13 protein-coding genes are annotated in these 17,551 nt (G+C 65.3%); 9 read left to right on the top strand and 4 right to left on the bottom strand.

Annotation, left to right across the window (positions count from 1 at the left end):
• Nucleotides 1-9: 9 nt before the first annotated feature.
• The 5 genes from IOC61_RS11705 to fnr all read left to right on the top strand — a co-directional run bounded on the left by IOC61_RS11705 (nt 10) and on the right by fnr (nt 5,669).
• On the top strand, nt 10-2,499 hold the full coding sequence (locus IOC61_RS11705; RefSeq protein WP_195688986.1) for a heavy metal translocating P-type ATPase: 2,490 nt from the start codon (nt 10-12) through the stop codon (nt 2,497-2,499).
• Nucleotides 2,496-2,726, top strand: a complete 231-nt coding sequence (gene ccoS, locus IOC61_RS11700; RefSeq protein WP_195688985.1) for a cbb3-type cytochrome oxidase assembly protein CcoS — start codon at nt 2,496-2,498, stop codon at nt 2,724-2,726. The genes IOC61_RS11705 and ccoS overlap by 4 nt, the downstream gene beginning before the upstream one ends.
• On the top strand, nt 2,726-3,433 hold the full coding sequence (locus tag IOC61_RS11695; RefSeq protein WP_195688984.1) for a sulfite exporter TauE/SafE family protein: 708 nt from the start codon (nt 2,726-2,728) through the stop codon (nt 3,431-3,433). Before ccoS ends, IOC61_RS11695 begins: the two co-directional genes overlap by 1 nt.
• An 89-nt stretch (nt 3,434-3,522) precedes the next feature.
• Entirely contained in the window at nt 3,523-4,845 is a 1,323-nt protein-coding gene (locus IOC61_RS11690) for a radical SAM protein (RefSeq protein WP_195688983.1), read from the top strand.
• A gap of 80 nt (nt 4,846-4,925) precedes the next feature.
• Complete coding sequence (gene fnr, locus IOC61_RS11685) at nt 4,926-5,669, top strand: fumarate/nitrate reduction transcriptional regulator Fnr (RefSeq protein WP_195688982.1); 744 nt, start codon at nt 4,926-4,928, stop codon at nt 5,667-5,669.
• A gap of 83 nt (nt 5,670-5,752) precedes the next feature.
• Here fnr and ttcA read toward each other — a convergent pair whose 3' ends face one another.
• The 3 genes from ttcA to IOC61_RS11670 form a co-directional block, all read right to left on the bottom strand.
• The gene (gene ttcA, locus IOC61_RS11680; protein ID WP_195688981.1) at nt 5,753-6,664 is read right to left on the bottom strand and encodes a tRNA 2-thiocytidine(32) synthetase TtcA; all 912 of its coding nucleotides are present in this window, start codon (nt 6,662-6,664) and stop codon (nt 5,753-5,755) included.
• A gap of 94 nt (nt 6,665-6,758) precedes the next feature.
• Nucleotides 6,759-7,376 (bottom strand): 3'-5' exonuclease, encoded by a 618-nt coding sequence (locus IOC61_RS11675; protein ID WP_195688980.1) that lies wholly within the window; start codon nt 7,374-7,376, stop codon nt 6,759-6,761.
• Nucleotides 7,377-7,410: 34 nt separating this feature from the next.
• Nucleotides 7,411-9,237 carry a putative nucleotidyltransferase substrate binding domain-containing protein gene (locus IOC61_RS11670; protein ID WP_195688979.1) on the bottom strand — a complete coding sequence of 609 codons (1,827 nt, stop codon included), beginning with the start codon at nt 9,235-9,237 and terminating at the stop codon, nt 7,411-7,413.
• A 566-nt stretch (nt 9,238-9,803) separates the two neighbouring features.
• Here IOC61_RS11670 and IOC61_RS11665 point away from each other — a divergent pair.
• The 4 genes from IOC61_RS11665 to IOC61_RS11650 all read left to right on the top strand — a co-directional run bounded on the left by IOC61_RS11665 (nt 9,804) and on the right by IOC61_RS11650 (nt 16,539).
• Entirely contained in the window at nt 9,804-10,064 is a 261-nt protein-coding gene (locus tag IOC61_RS11665; RefSeq protein ID WP_132044334.1) for a DUF4212 domain-containing protein, read from the top strand.
• A 6-nt stretch (nt 10,065-10,070) separates the two neighbouring features.
• On the top strand, nt 10,071-11,867 hold the full coding sequence (locus IOC61_RS11660) for a sodium:solute symporter family protein (protein ID WP_195688978.1): 1,797 nt from the start codon (nt 10,071-10,073) through the stop codon (nt 11,865-11,867).
• Between the two features lie 139 nt (nt 11,868-12,006).
• Complete coding sequence (locus IOC61_RS11655; RefSeq protein ID WP_195688977.1) at nt 12,007-12,522, top strand: hypothetical protein; 516 nt, start codon at nt 12,007-12,009, stop codon at nt 12,520-12,522.
• Between the two features lie 69 nt (nt 12,523-12,591).
• Entirely contained in the window at nt 12,592-16,539 is a 3,948-nt protein-coding gene (locus IOC61_RS11650; protein WP_195688976.1) for a NahK/ErcS family hybrid sensor histidine kinase/response regulator, read from the top strand.
• A 171-nt stretch (nt 16,540-16,710) separates the two neighbouring features.
• Here IOC61_RS11650 and IOC61_RS11645 read toward each other — a convergent pair whose 3' ends face one another.
• The gene (locus tag IOC61_RS11645) at nt 16,711-17,373 is read right to left on the bottom strand and encodes a LuxR C-terminal-related transcriptional regulator (RefSeq protein ID WP_132044969.1); all 663 of its coding nucleotides are present in this window, start codon (nt 17,371-17,373) and stop codon (nt 16,711-16,713) included.
• Between the last annotated feature and the right edge of the window lie 178 nt (nt 17,374-17,551).

The following is a 17,551-nucleotide window of genomic DNA, read 5'->3' as shown; positions in this document are numbered from 1 at the left end:
CGCCCCGACATGACCAACACCGCCGAGACCCTGGACACCACCTGCTATCACTGCGGCAACCCGGTACCCGCCGGCGCCAGCTGGTCGATCACCCTGGATGACACCCGCCACCCGCTCTGCTGCCCCGGCTGCGAGGCGGTGGCCCACGCCATCGTCGACGGCGGGCTGGCCAGCTACTACCGCTTCCGCACCGAGCTGCCGGAGCGACCCGATGAGCGCGGCGGGGCCGATGCCGATACCTGGACGGTCTTCGATGACCCCGGGCTGCAGCAGCAGTTCGTCCACCCCGAACAGGACGGCAGCGGCCAGGTGCATGTCACCCTGGCGGTGGATGGCATCACCTGCGCCGCCTGCGCCTGGCTGATCGAGCACCGCCTCAACGCCCTGGCGGGCATCACCGCCACCGCGGTCAACCTCAGCCATCACCGGCTGCGCGTGACCTGGGACCCCGAACGGCTTCTCCTGTCTCGCATCCTGGCCGAACTGGCGGCCATCGGTTACCCCTCCCAGCCCTATGAGCCGGATGCCGCCCAGCTTCGCCTTCAGCGCGAGGAGCGCATGAGCATCCGACGCCTGATCGTCGCCGCTGCCGGCATGATGCAGGTGATGATGTTCTCGATCCCCCACTACTTCGCCGGCGAGGGGGAGATCAGCGCCGACTTCAACGCCCTCTTCCTGTGGCTGGCCTTCGCCCTGACCACACCGGTGGTGCTGTTTTCGGCGCAGCCCTTTTTCACTGGCGCGCTGCGCGATATACGCAGTCGCCAGCTGGGCATGGATGTTCCGGTGTCGCTGGCCATCGGCTCGGCCTATATCGCCAGCGCCTGGGGAGTACTCTTCGGCGGCGATATCTACTTCGACTCGGTGGTGATGTTCACCTTCTTCCTGCTGTTTGGCCGCTATGTGGAGATGCGCGCACGCCGGCACAGCGGCCGCATCGGCAATGCCCTGGCTCAGGTGCTGCCGCTTTCGGCGACGCGGCTGGAGGATGACGGCCAGGCGCGCATCGTGCCCGCCAGCGACCTGCAAGAGGGCGACCGCGTACTGGTCAAGCCCGGCCACGGGGTGCCTGCCGACGGCATCATCGAGGATGGCGAGTCCAGTCTCGATGAGTCCATGCTGACCGGCGAGACCCTGCCGGTCAGCCGCACGCTCGGCGACAGCGTGACCGGTGGCAGCCAGAACATCACCAGCCCGCTGACCATCCGTGTGACCCGCGCGGGCAAGGACGCCAGGGCCGCCAGCATCGTCGACCTGACCGACCGCGCCTTCGCCCATCGCCCCAAAATCGCGGAGCACACCGCCCGCCTCGCCCACCACTTCGTGCTTCAGGTGCTGATTCTCTCCGTGGTGGTCGGCACCGTGTGGTGGTTTGTCGATCCTCAGCGCGCCTTCTGGGTGACGCTCTCGGTGCTGGTGATCACCTGTCCCTGCGCACTGGCCCTGGCTACCCCCACCGCACTGACGGCGGCCCATGGCCAGCTGCGTCGACGCGGCGTACTGATCACCCGCGCCGACGCCCTGGAGACGCTGTCGAATCTCGACCGGGTGGTTTTCGACAAGACCGGCACCCTCACCGCCGGTGAAATGACCCTTGTGGAGGTCCGGCTAGCCGGGGAAAGCGAAGGCCTCGACGGCAGCCAGCATGACGAGGAGGCGCTGACCCGCATCGCCGCGGCCCTGGAAACCCAGTCCGAGCACCCCATCGCGCGGGCCTTCGGCCCCTATCGTGATCACCGCCTGGGCGCCGAGGCGATCGTCAACCGCCCGGGACTGGGACTGGAGGGCACCCTTCACGACCGTCGGTGGCGGCTCGGCAAGCCGGAGTTCGCCGCCCCCGACCAGCCCCTGACGCCCCCGGGCGAGGGCCAGTGGCTGTTGCTGAGCGAAGCCGGGCGGCCCCGGGCCTGGTTCAGCCTGAGCGACCGCCTGCGAGAGGATGCCGTCGACACCATCGCCGCACTGAGGTCGCTGGGATTGAAGGTGGAGCTGCTCTCGGGCGATACCGCCGACGCCACCGCCCGCATGGCCGACCGGCTGGGTATCGCGCAGTGGCACGGCGGCGTCAGCCCGGAAGGCAAGCTTGCGCGCCTGCGCCAGCTGCAGGCCGCGGGTGAGCGCGTCGCCATGGTCGGCGACGGCATCAACGATGTACCGGTGCTGGCGGGTGCCGATGTGGCCATCGCCATGAACGGCGCCACGGACCTGGCTCGCACCCGCGCCGATGCCGTGTTGCTGGGCCCGCGCCTGATGCGTATCGTCGAGGCCGTCGCCGTCAGCCGCGCCACGCGCCGCATCATCAAGCAGAACCTCGGATGGGCGCTGGTTTATAATATCGGCGCCCTGCCGCTGGCCATGATGGGCTTCGTCACGCCCTGGATTGCGGCCATCGGCATGTCGGCAAGCTCGCTGGTGGTGGTCGGCAACGCTCTGCGTCTGACTCGCCACACCCCGCTGCCACAGGAGGTGGCTACACCTTCGGAACCCCGCACCGTATGACTATTCTCTACCTGCTGATACCACTGACCCTGATCCTCCTGGGCCTGGCCTTGTGGGCCTTCTTCTGGGCGGTGAAGCACGACCAGTTCGAGGATCTGGAAGGACCCGCCTACCGCATTCTCTTCGATGAGGACGACAATGACCGTCCCCCGGAGGAGCGCAGGAGCGGCGACAAGGATGACGACACCCCATCGTCGACCTCCGACCCATCGGACGAGACGCGCTGATGGACCCGACCGGGCTGGACCTGCCGCCTTTCGCCGCCGCCTTCGTCTTCGGCCTGCTCGGCGGTGCCCACTGCATCGGCATGTGCGGCGGCATCATGAGCGCACTCTCCTTCGCGGTGCCACCCAGCATGCGTTCCCCGACGCGCCTCTCGGGCCTGCTGCTGGGCTACAACCTGGGCCGCATCACCAGCTACATGATCGCCGGCCTCCTGGCGGCATCTCTCGGCACCCTGCTCTCGCTGACCGCCCCCGCGCGCTTCATCCTGCAGGGGCTCGCCGCCCTGATGCTGATCCTGATGGCGCTCTATATCGCCGACTGGTGGAAGGGGCTGCTCGGGATCGAGGCCCTGGGCAGGCGCCTGTGGCGATATCTCGAGCCACTGGGGCGCCGGCTGATGCCGGTGGTCAAGCTCCCCCAGGCCGTGGCCCTGGGGGCGGTATGGGGCTGGCTGCCCTGTGGGCTGGTCTACTCCATGCTGACCTGGAGCCTGGCCATGGCTGACCCGCTGCGCGGCGCCTTGCTGATGGGCGCCTTCGGGCTAGGCACACTCCCGGCCCTGCTGGCCACCGGCTTCGCCGCGCGTCAGCTGAGCCGATTGATCCGCCACCGGGCCACCCGCACCCTTGCCGCACTCTCCATCATCGCCTTCGCGCTCTGGCAGCTATGGCTGCTGGTTCCCGGGGGAGGAACCCCCCATACCGGCTGAGCACTATTCCACGCGGGGTTGACGCAGCTCAACGCCGCTCTCGGCCCCACCCCCTAGCATGGGGATAGAGCCATCAGCGGAGTCGCCCCATGCCCGTTCCCGCCAAGTACACCATCCCCGCCGGAGCCTCGAGTCCTGCTCGAGAGCCGCTGCCCGGCGCGGGCGACCTGGTAACGGCCGCGGAGGTCGCCTACCCCGCCCCGCACCACTATCGCGACGACATCGGCGTCCAGGCCCTGGAAGAGGCCCTCGCCGCGCGCCCGGCCGAGGCCCCCCTGGCGATTCAGGTACGCCTGCCCTTCTGCCGTCATGCCTGCCGCTTCTGCGCCAGCCAGTGCGTTTCCGTTCGCAGCAGTCGCCAGGCCGATTCCTATCTGACACGTCTCGACCGCGAAATGGTACTGGTCCGGCGCCGGCTCGACGGCCTGCCGCCGGTATCTCGACTGCACTGGGGCGGCGCCCCCCCGGCCTTTCTCACGCTGGAGCAGATGAGCGACCTCTTCGATCGCCTGGACGCACGCCTCGGCCTCTCCGGCGACCGAGAGCGGGACTTCAGCATCGACCTCGACCCACGAGAGGCCGATATGCTGACCCTGCGTCATCTGCAGGCGCTGGGCTTCAACCGCCTGAACCTGGGTGTGCAGGAGCTGGATCCACGCGTCCAGCAGGCCATCAACCGCGTACAGCCGAGGGCCCTGACCGAGTCGCTGGTCGACGAAGCCGACCGCCTGGGTTTTCGGGAGTTGACGATGTCGCTGATGCTGGGGCTCCCCTTCCAGACACCCCAAGGCCTCGTCGACACCCTCGAGCAGGTCATCGGCATGGTCCCGGCACGCATCCGCCTCTACCGCTATCGGCATCGCCCGGAGCACCACCCTGCCCAGCGTGCCATCCACCGTGACTGGCTACCCGACGCGGCGACCCGCCAACAACTGCTGGCCGAGGCTCGCGCCCGGCTCGACGCCGCCGGCTATGTCCATATCGGTCTGGGCCTATACACGCGTCGCAACGACCTCCTGGCACAGGCCCGGGCCAGCGGCGCCCTGGGCCATGGCCCGCTTGGCTTTACCCGGGGGCAAGCGGGTGACCTGTTGGGACTCGGCGTGAATGCCATCAGCCGTATCGGCGACCTCTGGGTTCGCAACGCCGATACGCTGGCGGCATACGAATCGGCACTCGATAACAGCCACCTGCCAACCGCACGCGGCACCCGGCTGACGGCCGATGAACGACGCCACCGCGAGACCCTGCTGTGTGGCCGTGGCATCGACCCTGCAGGCCTGCCGCCGAGCCCACACCTCGAGAGGCTTCACGCGGAGGGAGTGATCAAGATGACGACTGTGGGGGTATCGCTGACCGCCGAGGGACACTGGCGGCTGCCCTACATCCTCGAGGCCCTCGCCCTCCCCTAACCGCCGAGCCCCGCATAGTTTGCCCCGCCTGCACTTTGCTCCATAATGGGGCCATGAACACGATCAAGAAGGGAAGGGCCATGGCGGGTACTCTCACCGGTCGGCGGCGATCCGTACTACAGGAGACGCGCTGTCAGACATGCAGTCTCAGCTCGCTCTGCCTGCCTCTGGCACTCGAGGTGGACGACATGGACCAGTTCGACGCCATCATCCGGCGTCGCGCACCACTCAAGAAGGGCGAGGCGCTATTTCGCCAGGACACTCCCTTCTCCAGCGTCTTCGCGGTTCGCTCCGGCAGCCTCAAGCAGGTCACCACCGAGGGCAGTGGCGAAGACCAGCTGACCAACTTCTACCTGCCCAGCGAGCTGGTGGGCCTCGACGGCATCGACGAACAATGCTACCCGGGGACCGTGGTGGCCCTGGAGACCACCACCGTCTGCGAGATTCCCTTCGACCGCCTGGACCACCTCGCGGAGTCGATGCCGGAGCTGCGCGGACAACTCTACCGCAGCATGAGCAAGGAGCTGCGCGATGACCGCCGCATGATGCGCCTGCTCTCGCGCAAGACCGCCGACCAGCGCCTGGCCAGCTTCTTCACCAGCCTCTCCGAGCGTTTCCGCCGCCGCGGCTATTCGCCCTACAGCTTCCGCCTCTCCATGGCGCGGGCCGATATCGGCAACTATCTGGGCCTGGCGGTGGAGACGGTAAGCCGTATCCTCGGCCGCTTCCAGACCCAGGGCCTGGTCGCCGTCTCGGGGCGCGAGGTGAATATCCTCGATCTGCCGGCGCTCACCCACCTGGCCGAGGAAGAGGGCGCGCACTAAAGCTGGAAGCTGGCATGGTCCCGATAATTCTGGGGTCAAGGTTTTTCTTCCAGCTTCCAGGCGTGAAGCGCCGCTCTTCAAACTTAGAGCTCTTGCTGGATATCGATCCGGCTGGCCTGCATCCTGGCCTGCTTCTCCTCCAGCCCGGCGAAGTCAAACAGCTCACGATCGGCCAGCTGTGAAGGCGCCACGTTGGTCACCGCCTTGAACATGCTCTCCAGCCGCCCGGGGTGCTTCGCCTCCCACTCCGCCAGCATCTCCTTGACCACCTGACGCTGCAGGTTGGGCTGAGAGCCACACAGATTGCAGGGGATGATCGGAAACGCCATCTGCCGAGCAAACTCGGCAATGTCCGCCTCCCGGCAATAGGCCAGCGGTCGAATCACCATGTTTCGGCCATCGTCGGACAGCAGCTTCGGCGGCATCGACTTGAGGCTGCCGCCGAAGAACATGTTGAGGAACAGGGTCTCGAGGATATCCTCGCGGTGGTGGCCCAGGGCGATCTTGTTGGCACCGATCTCCTCGGCGAATCCATACAGGGAGCCGCGGCGCAGTCGCGAGCAGAGCGCACAGGTGGTCTTGCCTTCCGGGGTCTTCTCCTTGACCACCGAGTAGGTGTCGCGCTCGAGGATATGATAGTCGACCCCGATACCCTGCAGGTACTCGGGCAGCACATGCTCGGGAAAGCCGGGCTGCTTCTGGTCGAGATTCACCGCCACCAGCGAGAAGTCGACCGGGGCGTTGCGCTGCAGATTGCGCAGGATCTCGAGCAGGGTGTAGCTGTCCTTGCCGCCGGACAGGCACACCATCACCCGGTCTCCCTCATGAATCATGCCGTAGTCGATGATGGCATTGCCTACCTGGCGCCGCAGCCGCTTCTGCAGCTTGTTGAATTCACGCTTCTCCTGAGTACCGGGCTGGGGCGTGGCTGGCCGAGAGCGGGTGAGGGGCGCGCTATCGCGTTCGCGGGGGTCGAAGGTCACGGCGTCTTGCATAGGTCTTGGCGCTGCCAGTGCGGGCAAAAATGGAATGGCGCCCATCCTACCACCGGCGACCGCGCCAGGCGACGCCAGACGCCACTCGCGCCGGCTAACTCCCGGCGGCGACAGTACGCTCCAGGCGCAGGAACATCAGCGCGGTGGTCACCGCATCCCCCAGGGCGGTATTGCGCCCCATGACCGGCACCCCCAGGCGCTCGGCGGCACTCTCGAAGCGTGGCAGGTTATCGATTTCCGGGTGCCGACGCCGCAGTCGGCGCCGCCACAGCTGGGCCACATCCACGGTGGCGTTGGGTAGCTCGAAGCCGAAACGCGGACGCAGCTCACGGTTGAGAATCGCCAGGTCAAAGCCCAGATGCCAGCCCACGAGAGGGCGATTGCCGACGAAGTCGAGCAGCCGCGCCAGGGCGCTGTCGATGCTCTCGCCATTGTCGAGGTCCATGCCACGCAGGCCATGGATGCGGATGGAATCACCGGTCAGCGAGTCGGGGCGGCGAAGGCGCAGATCCAAAGAGTCACTGGTGAGGATATGATCACCACGCACCCGCACCGCGGCGATCGACACCAGCTCGGCGCTGCGGGTATCCAGGCCGGTGGTCTCGGTGTCGATCACCACCATCTCGTCACCGGTATAGGGGCGAAACAGCCAGGCGTACTCGCCGTTGGCATGGCGCCGCTGATCCGCGACGCGTCTCAGCATCTTGAGCATGACGGGCTCCTTGTGTCGTTGTCGTTCCGTCGATTCATGAGTATTCCAGATGAAAGCGGTGGGAAAGGCGCTGCTTGAAGTCCTTGACGATATGCAGCGCCTCGCGCAGCAGGTCGCGCTCCAGCGACGAGAGCTCCTGTACCACCACACGATCTGGGCTGTGCTGCTCGCCCCCCTCCTCGTCCTCACGCCTCTCCAGCTGCTGCTTGAGGCGCAGCTCGGTGAACAGCGCCAGCGCCTCGGCCAGGTCCTCGGCGAAGCGTGGCTCCAGCCGGCCATCGGCAGCCAGGGCCTCCAGACGCTCCAGAGTCGAGGTAGGCCGTATGCCCCGCTCCAGTGCCATCACCCGCACGCCATGCACGATGGGAAAGATCCCCCCCTTCTTGATATCGATGCCGTGCTGAGGTCGCTTGAGTGAGCCAAACAGGGTCAGCGGTGTGGAGAAACGCAGGATGGTGCGGGCGAAGTAGGAGAGCAGCAGATCGTTTCCGCTGCACTGGGCAAAGAGGTCGTCACGCACCCGGTCGAGCAGCGCCGGGTTGCCCGCCACCGCGTGGGAGTCGAGCATGATCGCCAGCTTCATCAGGCTGTCGCCATCCCGGGCCTCGACCCAGCGCGCCATGCGCCGCTTCCACTGGGTGACCGTGCCCACCCACTCCGGGTTGGAGACCATGATATTGCCCGGGCAGAGTGGATAACCCAGCTCCACCAGGGTCTCGGTCAGGCACTGCATCCGCTCGGCGCAGTCGGGCCACTCGAGATCATCGGCCAGGATCAGGCCGTTGTCCTGATCGGTCTTGAGGATCTGCTCACCACGCCCTTCGCTGCCCATCACCATCAGGCAGCTATCGGCATGGTAACGCTCGTCGATCAGAAACCCCCAGGCCTTGTTGATGATCCGGCCGTTGAGGGCCGCCAGCAGGCCCATGGAGAAGCGCAGCTTGACCCCCTGGGCCATCAGCGCACTGACCAGCTCGGGAGTGCGGCGGCTGGCGGCGGCGAGGGCTTCGAGGCTGTCGGCCTGTTCGACCTGCAGGCTGACCACGTAGCTGCGACTGGAGAAGTAACTGAGCACATCGGTCAGCTCCACCACCCCCACCGGTTGGTGCTGGTCCATCACCACGACCCGCTCCACCTTGTGACGGGTCATGATCACCAGCGCCTCGAAGAGGTACTTTTCCGGTGTCACGGTGATCAGCTCGGCATGCCCCAGCTCCTCGAGCGGAGTGTCTCGGCCACGTTCGTCTACCACCAGGGCATTGAGCAGGTCGGTCTTGGTGATCATGCCGTGACAACCACTGCGCTTCACCAGCAGCGAGTCGGCACGCCGCTCGTTGATGGTGACCACCGCCTCGGCGATGGTGGTGGCAGCCGGCACCACCAGGGGCTCACGCATGCACTCCTTCACCATCGCCAGCATGAAACCGGCCATGGTCACTCCGCCCTCGGCGCGCTGCTCGGTCAGCAGGCGGGCCTTGTGGGCCAGGCTCTGGCGGAAGAACTCGGCAAAGGGGAGATAGGCGTCGCACAGCTCCAGGAAAAGTGCCCTGGGCATCAGGTAGCAGAGGCTCTCCTGCTCGGCACGAAAGCGATAGCGACTCTTGCCGTTGAGAATGCTGATCGCCCCGAACAGGTCCCCCTGGGTGTAATGCCCGATGCGCTCCCTGGCCGCCGGCTGGGTGGCATCGATCTCCGCCACCTCGCCCTTGTGAATCAGAAAGACATACTCGCCGGGCTGACCAGCCTCGAGGATGATCTCGTCATGATCGAAGTAGGCCAGATCGACGCCCTGGCGCACCCGTTCGCGACCGGGCTCGTCGAGCAGCGTGAACGGTGGCTGAGAAAGATCGAGATCGATCATGGCTGGACCTCACGGATCCCCCCCCGCCTGAAGGAGCGCCCCGGCACCGATGTGGCTCGTCGGTCTCAGGGGGACGCCTTCGGCGAAGGCATTGTTATTGATTTCCGCAGGCGTGATCGGCAGGCGACGAAGCCGACGACACATCGGTACTCCTGTGGAGCATAACAACGACCATGCCTCGCCGATAAGCTAGACGAACGTATCGATCCAGGGCCGCTTAGACCATGGTCCTATCCGACGCCTTATCACTAGACAAAGGTCCAAGATGAACGAGATATACCATGGTGTTAACCAGCCGCCTTTGTTCCTGGCATCCCACAGAACCATATATAACAAAGCATTGATTTTAAATATTTTTTACTATCAACACTGAATCGCTTTATTCTCATGATACGAAAGTCTGGGATTCATTTCTTGCACTCATTGACCACTATTTATCTGCATCATGCAGGGCAATCGCACGCCACCATGGCGTCTTCCCGCCCGGAGACATGCGATTGTCCTGGTGATTTCACCATCAACGACTGCACAAGTTCCCTATCTCAACAACAAGTGGAGAACACGACATGGCAGAAGAGAGAGTCGACACTACCGAGTACTGGAAGGCCAACGTACGCCTGATCGTGGGCTGCCTGGCCGTCTGGGCCTTTGTCTCCTACGGCTGCGCCATCCTGTTCCGGCCTCTGCTCGCCGGCATCCCGGTCGGCGGGACCGATCTTGGCTTCTGGTTCGCCCAACAAGGGTCGATCCTGACCTTCATTTGCCTGATCTTCTTCTACGCCTGGCGCATGAACAAGCTCGACAAGAAATTCGGCCTCGGGGAGTAACCAAGAATGAGCCAATTTGCCATCAACCTGCTATTTGTAGGGGCGTCATTCGCCCTCTACATCGGCATAGCGATCTGGGCCCGTGCCGGCTCGACCAAGGACTTCTATGTGGCGGGCGGGGGCGTCCACCCGGTCACCAACGGCATGGCCACCGCCGCCGACTGGATGTCCGCCGCGTCGTTCATCTCCATGGCCGGCCTGCTGGCCTCCGGGGGCTACGCCAACTCGACCTTCCTGATGGGCTGGACCGGCGGCTATGTCATCCTGGCCATGCTGCTGGCTCCTTACTTGCGCAAGTTCGGCAAGTTCACGGTGCCCGACTTCATCGGTGAGCGTTTCTACAGCAATACCGCTCGCCTGGTTGCCGTCGTCTGCCTGATCGTCGCCTCGGTGACCTACGTCATCGGCCAGATGACCGGCGCCGGCGTGGCCTTCTCGCGCTTCCTCGAGGTCTCCAACACCTGGGGCATCTGGATCGCGGCCTTTATCGTGTTCCTCTACGCGGTATTCGGCGGCATGAAGGGAATTACCTATACCCAGGTGGCCCAGTACATCGTGCTGATTGTCGCCTACACCATCCCCGCGGTATTCATCGCCCTGCAGCTGACCGGCAACCCGATCCCCATGTTCGGCATGTTCAGCACCCACACCGAGTCCGGTGTGCCGCTGCTGGCCAAGCTGGACAGTGTGGTCAACGCCCTGGGCTTCCGCGATTACACCGCCGATGTGGACAACAAGCTCAACATGGTGCTGTTCACCCTGTCGCTGATGGTGGGTACCGCGGGCCTGCCCCACGTCATCATTCGCTTCTTCACCGTGCCCAAGGTGGCCGACGCCCGCTGGTCTGCCGGCTGGGCCCTGGTCTTCATCGCCCTGCTCTATCTCACCGCACCGGCCGTTGGCTCCATGGCGCGGCTCAATCTGATGACCACCGTCTACCCCGAGATGGCCGGTGAGGTGGAAGACTATACCGACGAGCTGAACAACCCGATCCTCTACGAGGAGCGCCCGGGCTGGATCCGCACCTGGGAAGAGACCGGTCTGATCACCTTCGAGGACAAGAACGATGATGGTCGCATCCAGCTCTATAACGACAACAATCCCGAGTACACCGAGGTCGCCGAATCCCATGGCTGGGAAGGCAGCGAGCTGACCGTCAACAACGATATCCTGGTACTCGCCAATCCCGAGATCGCCAACCTGCCACCCTGGGTCATCGGCCTGATCGCGGCCGGCGGTATCGCCGCGGCACTCTCCACCGCCGCCGGTCTGTTGCTGGCCATCTCCTCGGCGATCAGCCATGACCTGATCCGCAACATGATCAACCCCAACATCACCGAGAAGGGCGAGATGCTGGCGGCGCGGATCTCCATGGCCGGCGCCATCCTGCTGGCGACCTACCTGGGCCTCAATCCGCCGGGCTTCGCTGCCCAGACGGTGGCCCTGGCCTTCGGCATCGCCGGTGCCTCGCTGTTCCCGGCGCTGATGATGGGGATCTTCTCCAAGCGGGTGAACAACAAGGGCGCGGTCGCCGGCATGCTGACCGGTCTGGTCGCTACCCTGCTCTATATCTTCACCTACCTGGGCTGGTTCTTCATTCCCGGCACCAACATGCTGCCCAACACGCCGGATAACTGGATCCTGGGCATCTCGCCGCTCTCCTTCGGCGCGCTGGGGGCGATCTGCAACTTCACGGTGGCCTACCTGGTTTCCAGTGCCACCGAGGAGCCCCCGCAGGAGATCCAGGACCTGGTGGAGAGCGTCCGCTATCCCAAGGGCGCTGGCGTGGCGACCGGCCACTGATCCCCGGGCCATTCTGGGTCATAATGGCCCCCTGGCCCGGTTCGCCGGGCCAGGCAACTTCCTACCGATCGGGCTTCCTCAGGGAAGCCCGATCGCTTTGCCACCGATTTATTTACAAGATGTCTTACAGGGGTGAATCATGATTTGGCACTTGATTGCGGCGATCTTTGCCGGCCTCGGTGCGGCGGGCATCGGACTTCTGCTGCGCACGCTCAGTGGCAAGCGACTGCCGCGCTGGATCATCCCGGTCCTGGGCGGCCTGGGGATGCTCGGCTACCAGATCAACGTCGAGTACAGCTGGTACGAGCACAAGCGCTCGCTGCTGCCGGAGACCGCCCGTATCGTCCAGGTAGAGGAGGAGCCCATGTTCTGGCGCCCCTGGACCTATCTCTTCCCGATGACGACCGCCTTCAGCGTGGTCGATGAGCAGGGCATGACGACCCGGGAGCAGGCGGGCGAGAAGCAGGTCGAGTTCCTGCTCTACCGCTTCGAGAAGCAGCTTCAGGAAAGCGTCAGCCACCAGACCTGGCTGATGAACTGCGCCACTCGCGAGACCCTGCCACTGGAGGGGGAGGAGCGCCGGCCGAGACTGGACGCCATGCGTCGGCTGACGTCGGAGGCGCCGCTCTACCGCGCGGTCTGCACCGAGACCTGACAGGCCATGAGCCTGCCCTCGGGCGCGCCATTGCCCTAGAATGGGCGGCGACACCGAGGGAGGAAGTCCATGTTCTCAGGCTGGCTGCTGGTCGCCGCATCGCTGCTCTACATCGCCATACTGTTCGGCATCGCCTGGCGTGGTGATCGTCATGCCCGACGCCACGGCGCCAGCCAGCGACGGCCGATCATCTACTCCCTGGCGCTGGCCATCTACTGCACCTCCTGGACCTTCCATGGCGCGGTGGGCCAGGCCGCCAATGGCGGCTGGTCCTTCGCCAGCATCTTCGTCGGGCCGATCCTGACCTTCCTGCTGTTCTGGCCGGTGCTGGCCAAGATGATCCGCGTCGCCAAGCACCAGAACGTCACCTCCATCGCCGACTTCATCGCCTCACGCTACGGCAAGACCCAGTCGCTGGCGGCCTTCGCCAGCCTGGTGGCCCTGATCGGTACCCTGCCCTATATCGCCCTGCAGCTGAAGGCCGTGTCCACCTCCTTCAGCCTGCTGACCGTCGACAGCGACATCACGCGGGCGCCCCTCTTCGCCGACACCGCCTTCTATGTGGCGCTGGTGATGGCGGCCTTCGCCATCCTCTTCGGCACCCGCCATACCGATGCCACCGAGCACCACGAGGGGATGATCCATGCCGTGGCCTTCGAGTCACTGATCAAGCTGGTCGCCTTCCTCGTGCTGGGGGCCTACGTCACCTGGGGGATGTTCGACGGGCTGGGGGATCTGCTGGTACGCGCCGAGAGCCAGCTGGAGCTCCAGCAGCAGCTGGCTCAGCAGGACTTCGGCCAGAGCTTCTGGGCCCAGACCCTGCTGGCGATGCTGGCGATCCTCTGCCTGCCACGCCAGTTCCACGTGGCGGTGGTGGAGAACACCCATCGCGATGACGCCCGCACGGCACGCTGGCTTTTTCCGCTCTACCTGCTGGCCTTCGCCTTCTTCGTGGTGCCACTGGCGGCCGCCAGCCTGACTCTGTTCGCCGACAGCCAGGTGGCGCCCGACAACTTCGTGCTGGCGCTCCCCATGGCAGCCGACAGCGCCTGGCTGACGCTGCTGACCTTTATCGGTGGCTTCTCGGCGGCGACCGGCATGGTGATCGTGGCCGCCGTGGCGGTCTCGATCATGATCTCCAACGAGATCGTGATTCCGGCGCTGTTCCGGCTACGCTGGTTCGATACCAAGGCCCGCGACTACGGTCGCCTGGTGCTGCGCGCGCGTCGCATCACCATCGCTGCCGTACTGGCCATGGCCTACGGGTTCTATCATCTGATTGGCGAATTCGCCTCGCTAGCCTCCATCGGCATGCTCTCCTTCGCCGCCGCGGCCCAGTTCGCCCCGGCGCTGATCGGCGGGCTCTACTGGAAACGGGGCAACCGTCTCGGCGTGATCGTCGGCATGAACGCGGGCTTTGCCATCTGGGCCTACAGCCTGCTGATGCCGGCCATGATCGGTGCCAACGTACTGCCCGCCGACTGGCTGACCGGCGGCCCCTTCGGCGTCGCCTGGCTCTCCCCCACCTCGCTGTTCGGCCTCAATGTCGGCGACGGCTTCACCCACGGCGTGATGCTCTCGCTGGGGGTCAACCTGTTCTGCTACATCTTCGTCTCCCAGGTCACCTCCCAGCGGGTGGTGGAGCGCATCCAGGCCTCGCTGTTCGTCGACAGCGTCGAGACCCGCCAGACCTCGGTGAACCGGCCCTGGACCGGCGCCACCACCGTGGGCGATCTCAAGGTGCTGTGCGAACGCTTCCTGGGCGCCAGCCAGGTCAGCCGAGCCTTCGACGACTATGCCCGGCGCAGCGGCAAGCCGCTGGAGGACGGCACCCGCGCCTCCATCGACGTCATCCAGTTCACCGAGCGCTTCCTGGCCTCGGTGCTCGGCGCCTCCTCGGCACGCATCGTGGTCAACTCGGCGCTGCAGGGGCGCGGCATCGGTATCTCCGATGTCATCTCCATCGTCGACGAGGCCTCCCAGGTGCTGGAGTTCAACCGCGCCCTGCTCCAGGCCACCATCGAGAACATCAACCAGGGCATCAGCGTGGTCGACCAGAACCTGCGCCTGGTGGTATGGAATCAGCGCTATCTTGAGCTGTTCCGCTTCCCCGACCACCTGATCCGGGTAGGCGCGCCGATCGACAAGATCTTCCGCTACAACGCCCATAACGGTGAGTACGGCCCCGGCGATCCCGAAGAGCATGTCCAGCTGCTGCTCGACAATATCCGCCAGGGACAACCCCACCGCTACGTCCGCTATCGCCAGGATGGCAGCGTCCTGGAGGTGCAGGGCAACCCCATGCCGGGCGGCGGCTTCGTCTACACCTATCAGGACATCACCCAGCAGAAGCGCATCGAGGAGGCGCTGATTCGCTCGGAGAACAATATCCGCATCTATACGGATAACGTGCCCGCGCTGATCGCCTACTTCGACAAGGAGTGCCGCTACCTCTTCACCAACCGCGCCTACGAACAGGCCTTCGGTATCGATCGCAACGCGGTGATCGGCAAGCGAATCCACGAGGTCATCTCGCCCGAGATGAGTCAGGAGCGGAAACAGTGGATCGAGCTCGCCCTGGCCGGCGAGCGGGTCAGCTTCGAGGTCTCGTTCAGGCTACCCGAGGGGCGGCGCTACATGCTGGTGACCTACACCCCCCACTTCGGCGACAGCAGTGCGATCCTCGGGTTCTTCGCCCTCTATCAGGACATCACCGAGCGGCGCCTGGCGGAGGTCGCCCTGAAGGAGACCAACGAGACCCTGGAGGAGCGCGTTCGCGAGCGCACCCAGGCCCTCTCCGAGGCCAACGCGGCACTGCGCCAGGAGAACCGGGTACGCGCCGAGGCGGAGCAGGCCCTGCGCCAGGCCAAGCAGGTGGCAGAGGATGCCAACGCCTCCAAGACACGCTTCCTGGCCGCCGCCAGCCACGACCTGCTGCAGCCACTCAACGCCGCTCGCCTGTTCACCTCGGCCCTCGCCCAGGAGATGGACGCCACGGACATGAAGCGCACCATCGGCCATATCGATGGCTCGCTGCAGGCCGCCGAAGAGCTGCTCGGTACCCTGCTCGATATCTCCAAGCTGGATGCCGGCGCCCTCACCCCAAGACGCAGCCACTTCGCCCTGGCCGATATCATCCGGCCGCTGCGTGCCGAGTTCGAGGTGATGGCCGAGAATCGTGGCCTCGACCTGATGGTGGTGCCGACCGCCGCCTGGGTCGACAGCGACCCTCAGATGCTGCGCCGTATCGTGCAGAACTTCCTCTCCAACGCCATTCGTTACACCCAGGAGGGGCGGGTGCTGCTGGGCTGTCGACGGCATGCCGGCCGACTCTCCCTCCAGGTGTGGGACTCCGGCCCCGGCATTCCCGCCTCCAAGCAGGCGGAGATCTTCCAGGAGTTCCGCCGCCTCGACCAGGCCTCGCGTCACAAGGAGAGCGAAAAGGGCCTCGGCCTGGGGCTATCCATCGCCGACCGCATGAGCCGAGTGCTCGACCACCCCATCGCGGTGCGCTCCCGGGAGGGGTACGGCACCATGTTCGCGGTCAGCGTACCGCTGGTCGCCGCCCAGACATCGGCCCAGCAGGGCGAGGAGCCGACGCCACCGCGCCGTGCCGGCAACAAGCTGGCCGGCACGCGAATACTCTGCATCGACAATGAGACCCTGATTCTCGAAGGCATGAAGGCGATGCTCACCGGCTGGGGCTGTGAGGTATTCACGGCCACCAGCATCGGCGGTGCCAAGTCGGTGCTCCGCCATCTCGACGGCGACCCGGACGCGATTCTCGCCGACTATCACCTGGACAACGAGGTCACCGGACTGATGGCCCTGGAGGCCCTCGGCGAGCGGCTCGAGGGGGCGGTGCCCGGCATCGTGATCACCGCCGATCGCACCGAGGAGGTGGCCGAGGAGGTCAGGCGCACCGGCTACCAGCTGCTGCTCAAGCCGGTGCGTCCCGCGGCCCTGCGCGCCCTGCTCACCCGCACCCTGCAGGCCAGCCGCGCGCCTGGTGGTTAGCCGTAAGCCGTAAGCCGTAAGCCGTAAGCCGTAAGCCGTAAGCCGTAAGCCGTAAGCCGTAAGCAACACAGCATGAGGTCATGACATGAATAGCAAAGCCCCACGATCGTATGATCCGTGGGGCTCTATTCTTATAGCTTACAGCTTAAGGCTTACAGCTCCTGAGCCGGCTCAGGAGTGGACCTTGGGCGGCTCGACCTCGAGCTTCTGGGCGGCGATCACCGCCTGGGTGCGGGAGTGCACACCGAGCTTGCGCAGAATGGCGGTGACGTGCGCCTTGATGGTCGCCTCCGAGACGTTGAGCTCATAGGCGATCTGCTTGTTGAGCAGCCCCTCGGTCAGCATGTTGAGCACCCGGAACTGCTGGGGCGTCAGCGAGGCGATGGCCTCGGCGAAGCGGGTCTCCTCCTCGTCGGCATCGCCGATGACATCGGCCAGCTCCGCCGGCAGCCACACTTCTCCGTCGAGAATCTCGCCTACCGCCTCGGCAATCAGCTGAAGCGAGGAGGACTTGGGGATGAATCCCGAGGCGCCGTAGTCGATAGCGCGACGAACCACATGAGGCTCATCACTGCCCGAGACCACCGCCACCGGGATATCCGGGGTCTGGCCACGCAGCTGGATAAGCCCCGAGAAGCCGTGGGCCCCCGGCATATGCAGGTCGAGCAGGATCAGGTCGGCGTCGGGGTGGCGGGTCACCACCTCGGCCGTTGCCTCCATGGTATCGGACTCGACGATCTCGGCCTGGGGCGCCAGCTGCCGCAGTGCCTGGGTCAGGGCTGCACGGAACAGCGGATGGTCATCGGCAACGATGAATTTCTGGGCAAAGGCCATGGATTCTCCTCCGGTTCCTCTGGCAGCGGGTCAAGGACCGCCACTCGGGCTCATCTGCGTTTCAACGCATGTTACCCCATGGTAGCGGGGTTCCCCAAGCACCATACGATTATTGTCGACAACTCTTCCCCGGCACGAAAAGAAGCCGGCCCCTCGGGGCCGGCTCGGTGGATCATAC

Origin of the sequence: Halomonas sp. KAO, assembly GCF_015595025.1 — a bacterium.
Taxonomy (GTDB): domain Bacteria; phylum Pseudomonadota; class Gammaproteobacteria; order Pseudomonadales; family Halomonadaceae; genus Halomonas.
This window is presented reverse-complemented; position numbering and strand designations above follow the sequence as displayed.

Coding starts and splice junctions, on each gene's coding strand:
- IOC61_RS11655 (WP_195688977.1), top strand. CDS start 12,007: ATGATTTGGCACTTGATTGCGGCGATCTTTGCCGGCCTCGGTGCGGCG.
- IOC61_RS11645 (WP_132044969.1), bottom strand. CDS start 17,373: ATGGCCTTTGCCCAGAAATTCATCGTTGCCGATGACCATCCGCTGTTC.
- IOC61_RS11670 (WP_195688979.1), bottom strand. CDS start 9,237: ATGATCGATCTCGATCTTTCTCAGCCACCGTTCACGCTGCTCGACGAG.
- IOC61_RS11695 (WP_195688984.1), top strand. CDS start 2,726: ATGGACCCGACCGGGCTGGACCTGCCGCCTTTCGCCGCCGCCTTCGTC.
- fnr (WP_195688982.1), top strand. CDS start 4,926: ATGGCGGGTACTCTCACCGGTCGGCGGCGATCCGTACTACAGGAGACG.
- IOC61_RS11690 (WP_195688983.1), top strand. CDS start 3,523: ATGCCCGTTCCCGCCAAGTACACCATCCCCGCCGGAGCCTCGAGTCCT.
- ccoS (WP_195688985.1), top strand. CDS start 2,496: ATGACTATTCTCTACCTGCTGATACCACTGACCCTGATCCTCCTGGGC.
- IOC61_RS11660 (WP_195688978.1), top strand. CDS start 10,071: ATGAGCCAATTTGCCATCAACCTGCTATTTGTAGGGGCGTCATTCGCC.
- IOC61_RS11650 (WP_195688976.1), top strand. CDS start 12,592: ATGTTCTCAGGCTGGCTGCTGGTCGCCGCATCGCTGCTCTACATCGCC.
- IOC61_RS11665 (WP_132044334.1), top strand. CDS start 9,804: ATGGCAGAAGAGAGAGTCGACACTACCGAGTACTGGAAGGCCAACGTA.
- ttcA (WP_195688981.1), bottom strand. CDS start 6,664: ATGCAAGACGCCGTGACCTTCGACCCCCGCGAACGCGATAGCGCGCCC.
- IOC61_RS11675 (WP_195688980.1), bottom strand. CDS start 7,376: ATGCTCAAGATGCTGAGACGCGTCGCGGATCAGCGGCGCCATGCCAAC.
- IOC61_RS11705 (WP_195688986.1), top strand. CDS start 10: ATGACCAACACCGCCGAGACCCTGGACACCACCTGCTATCACTGCGGC.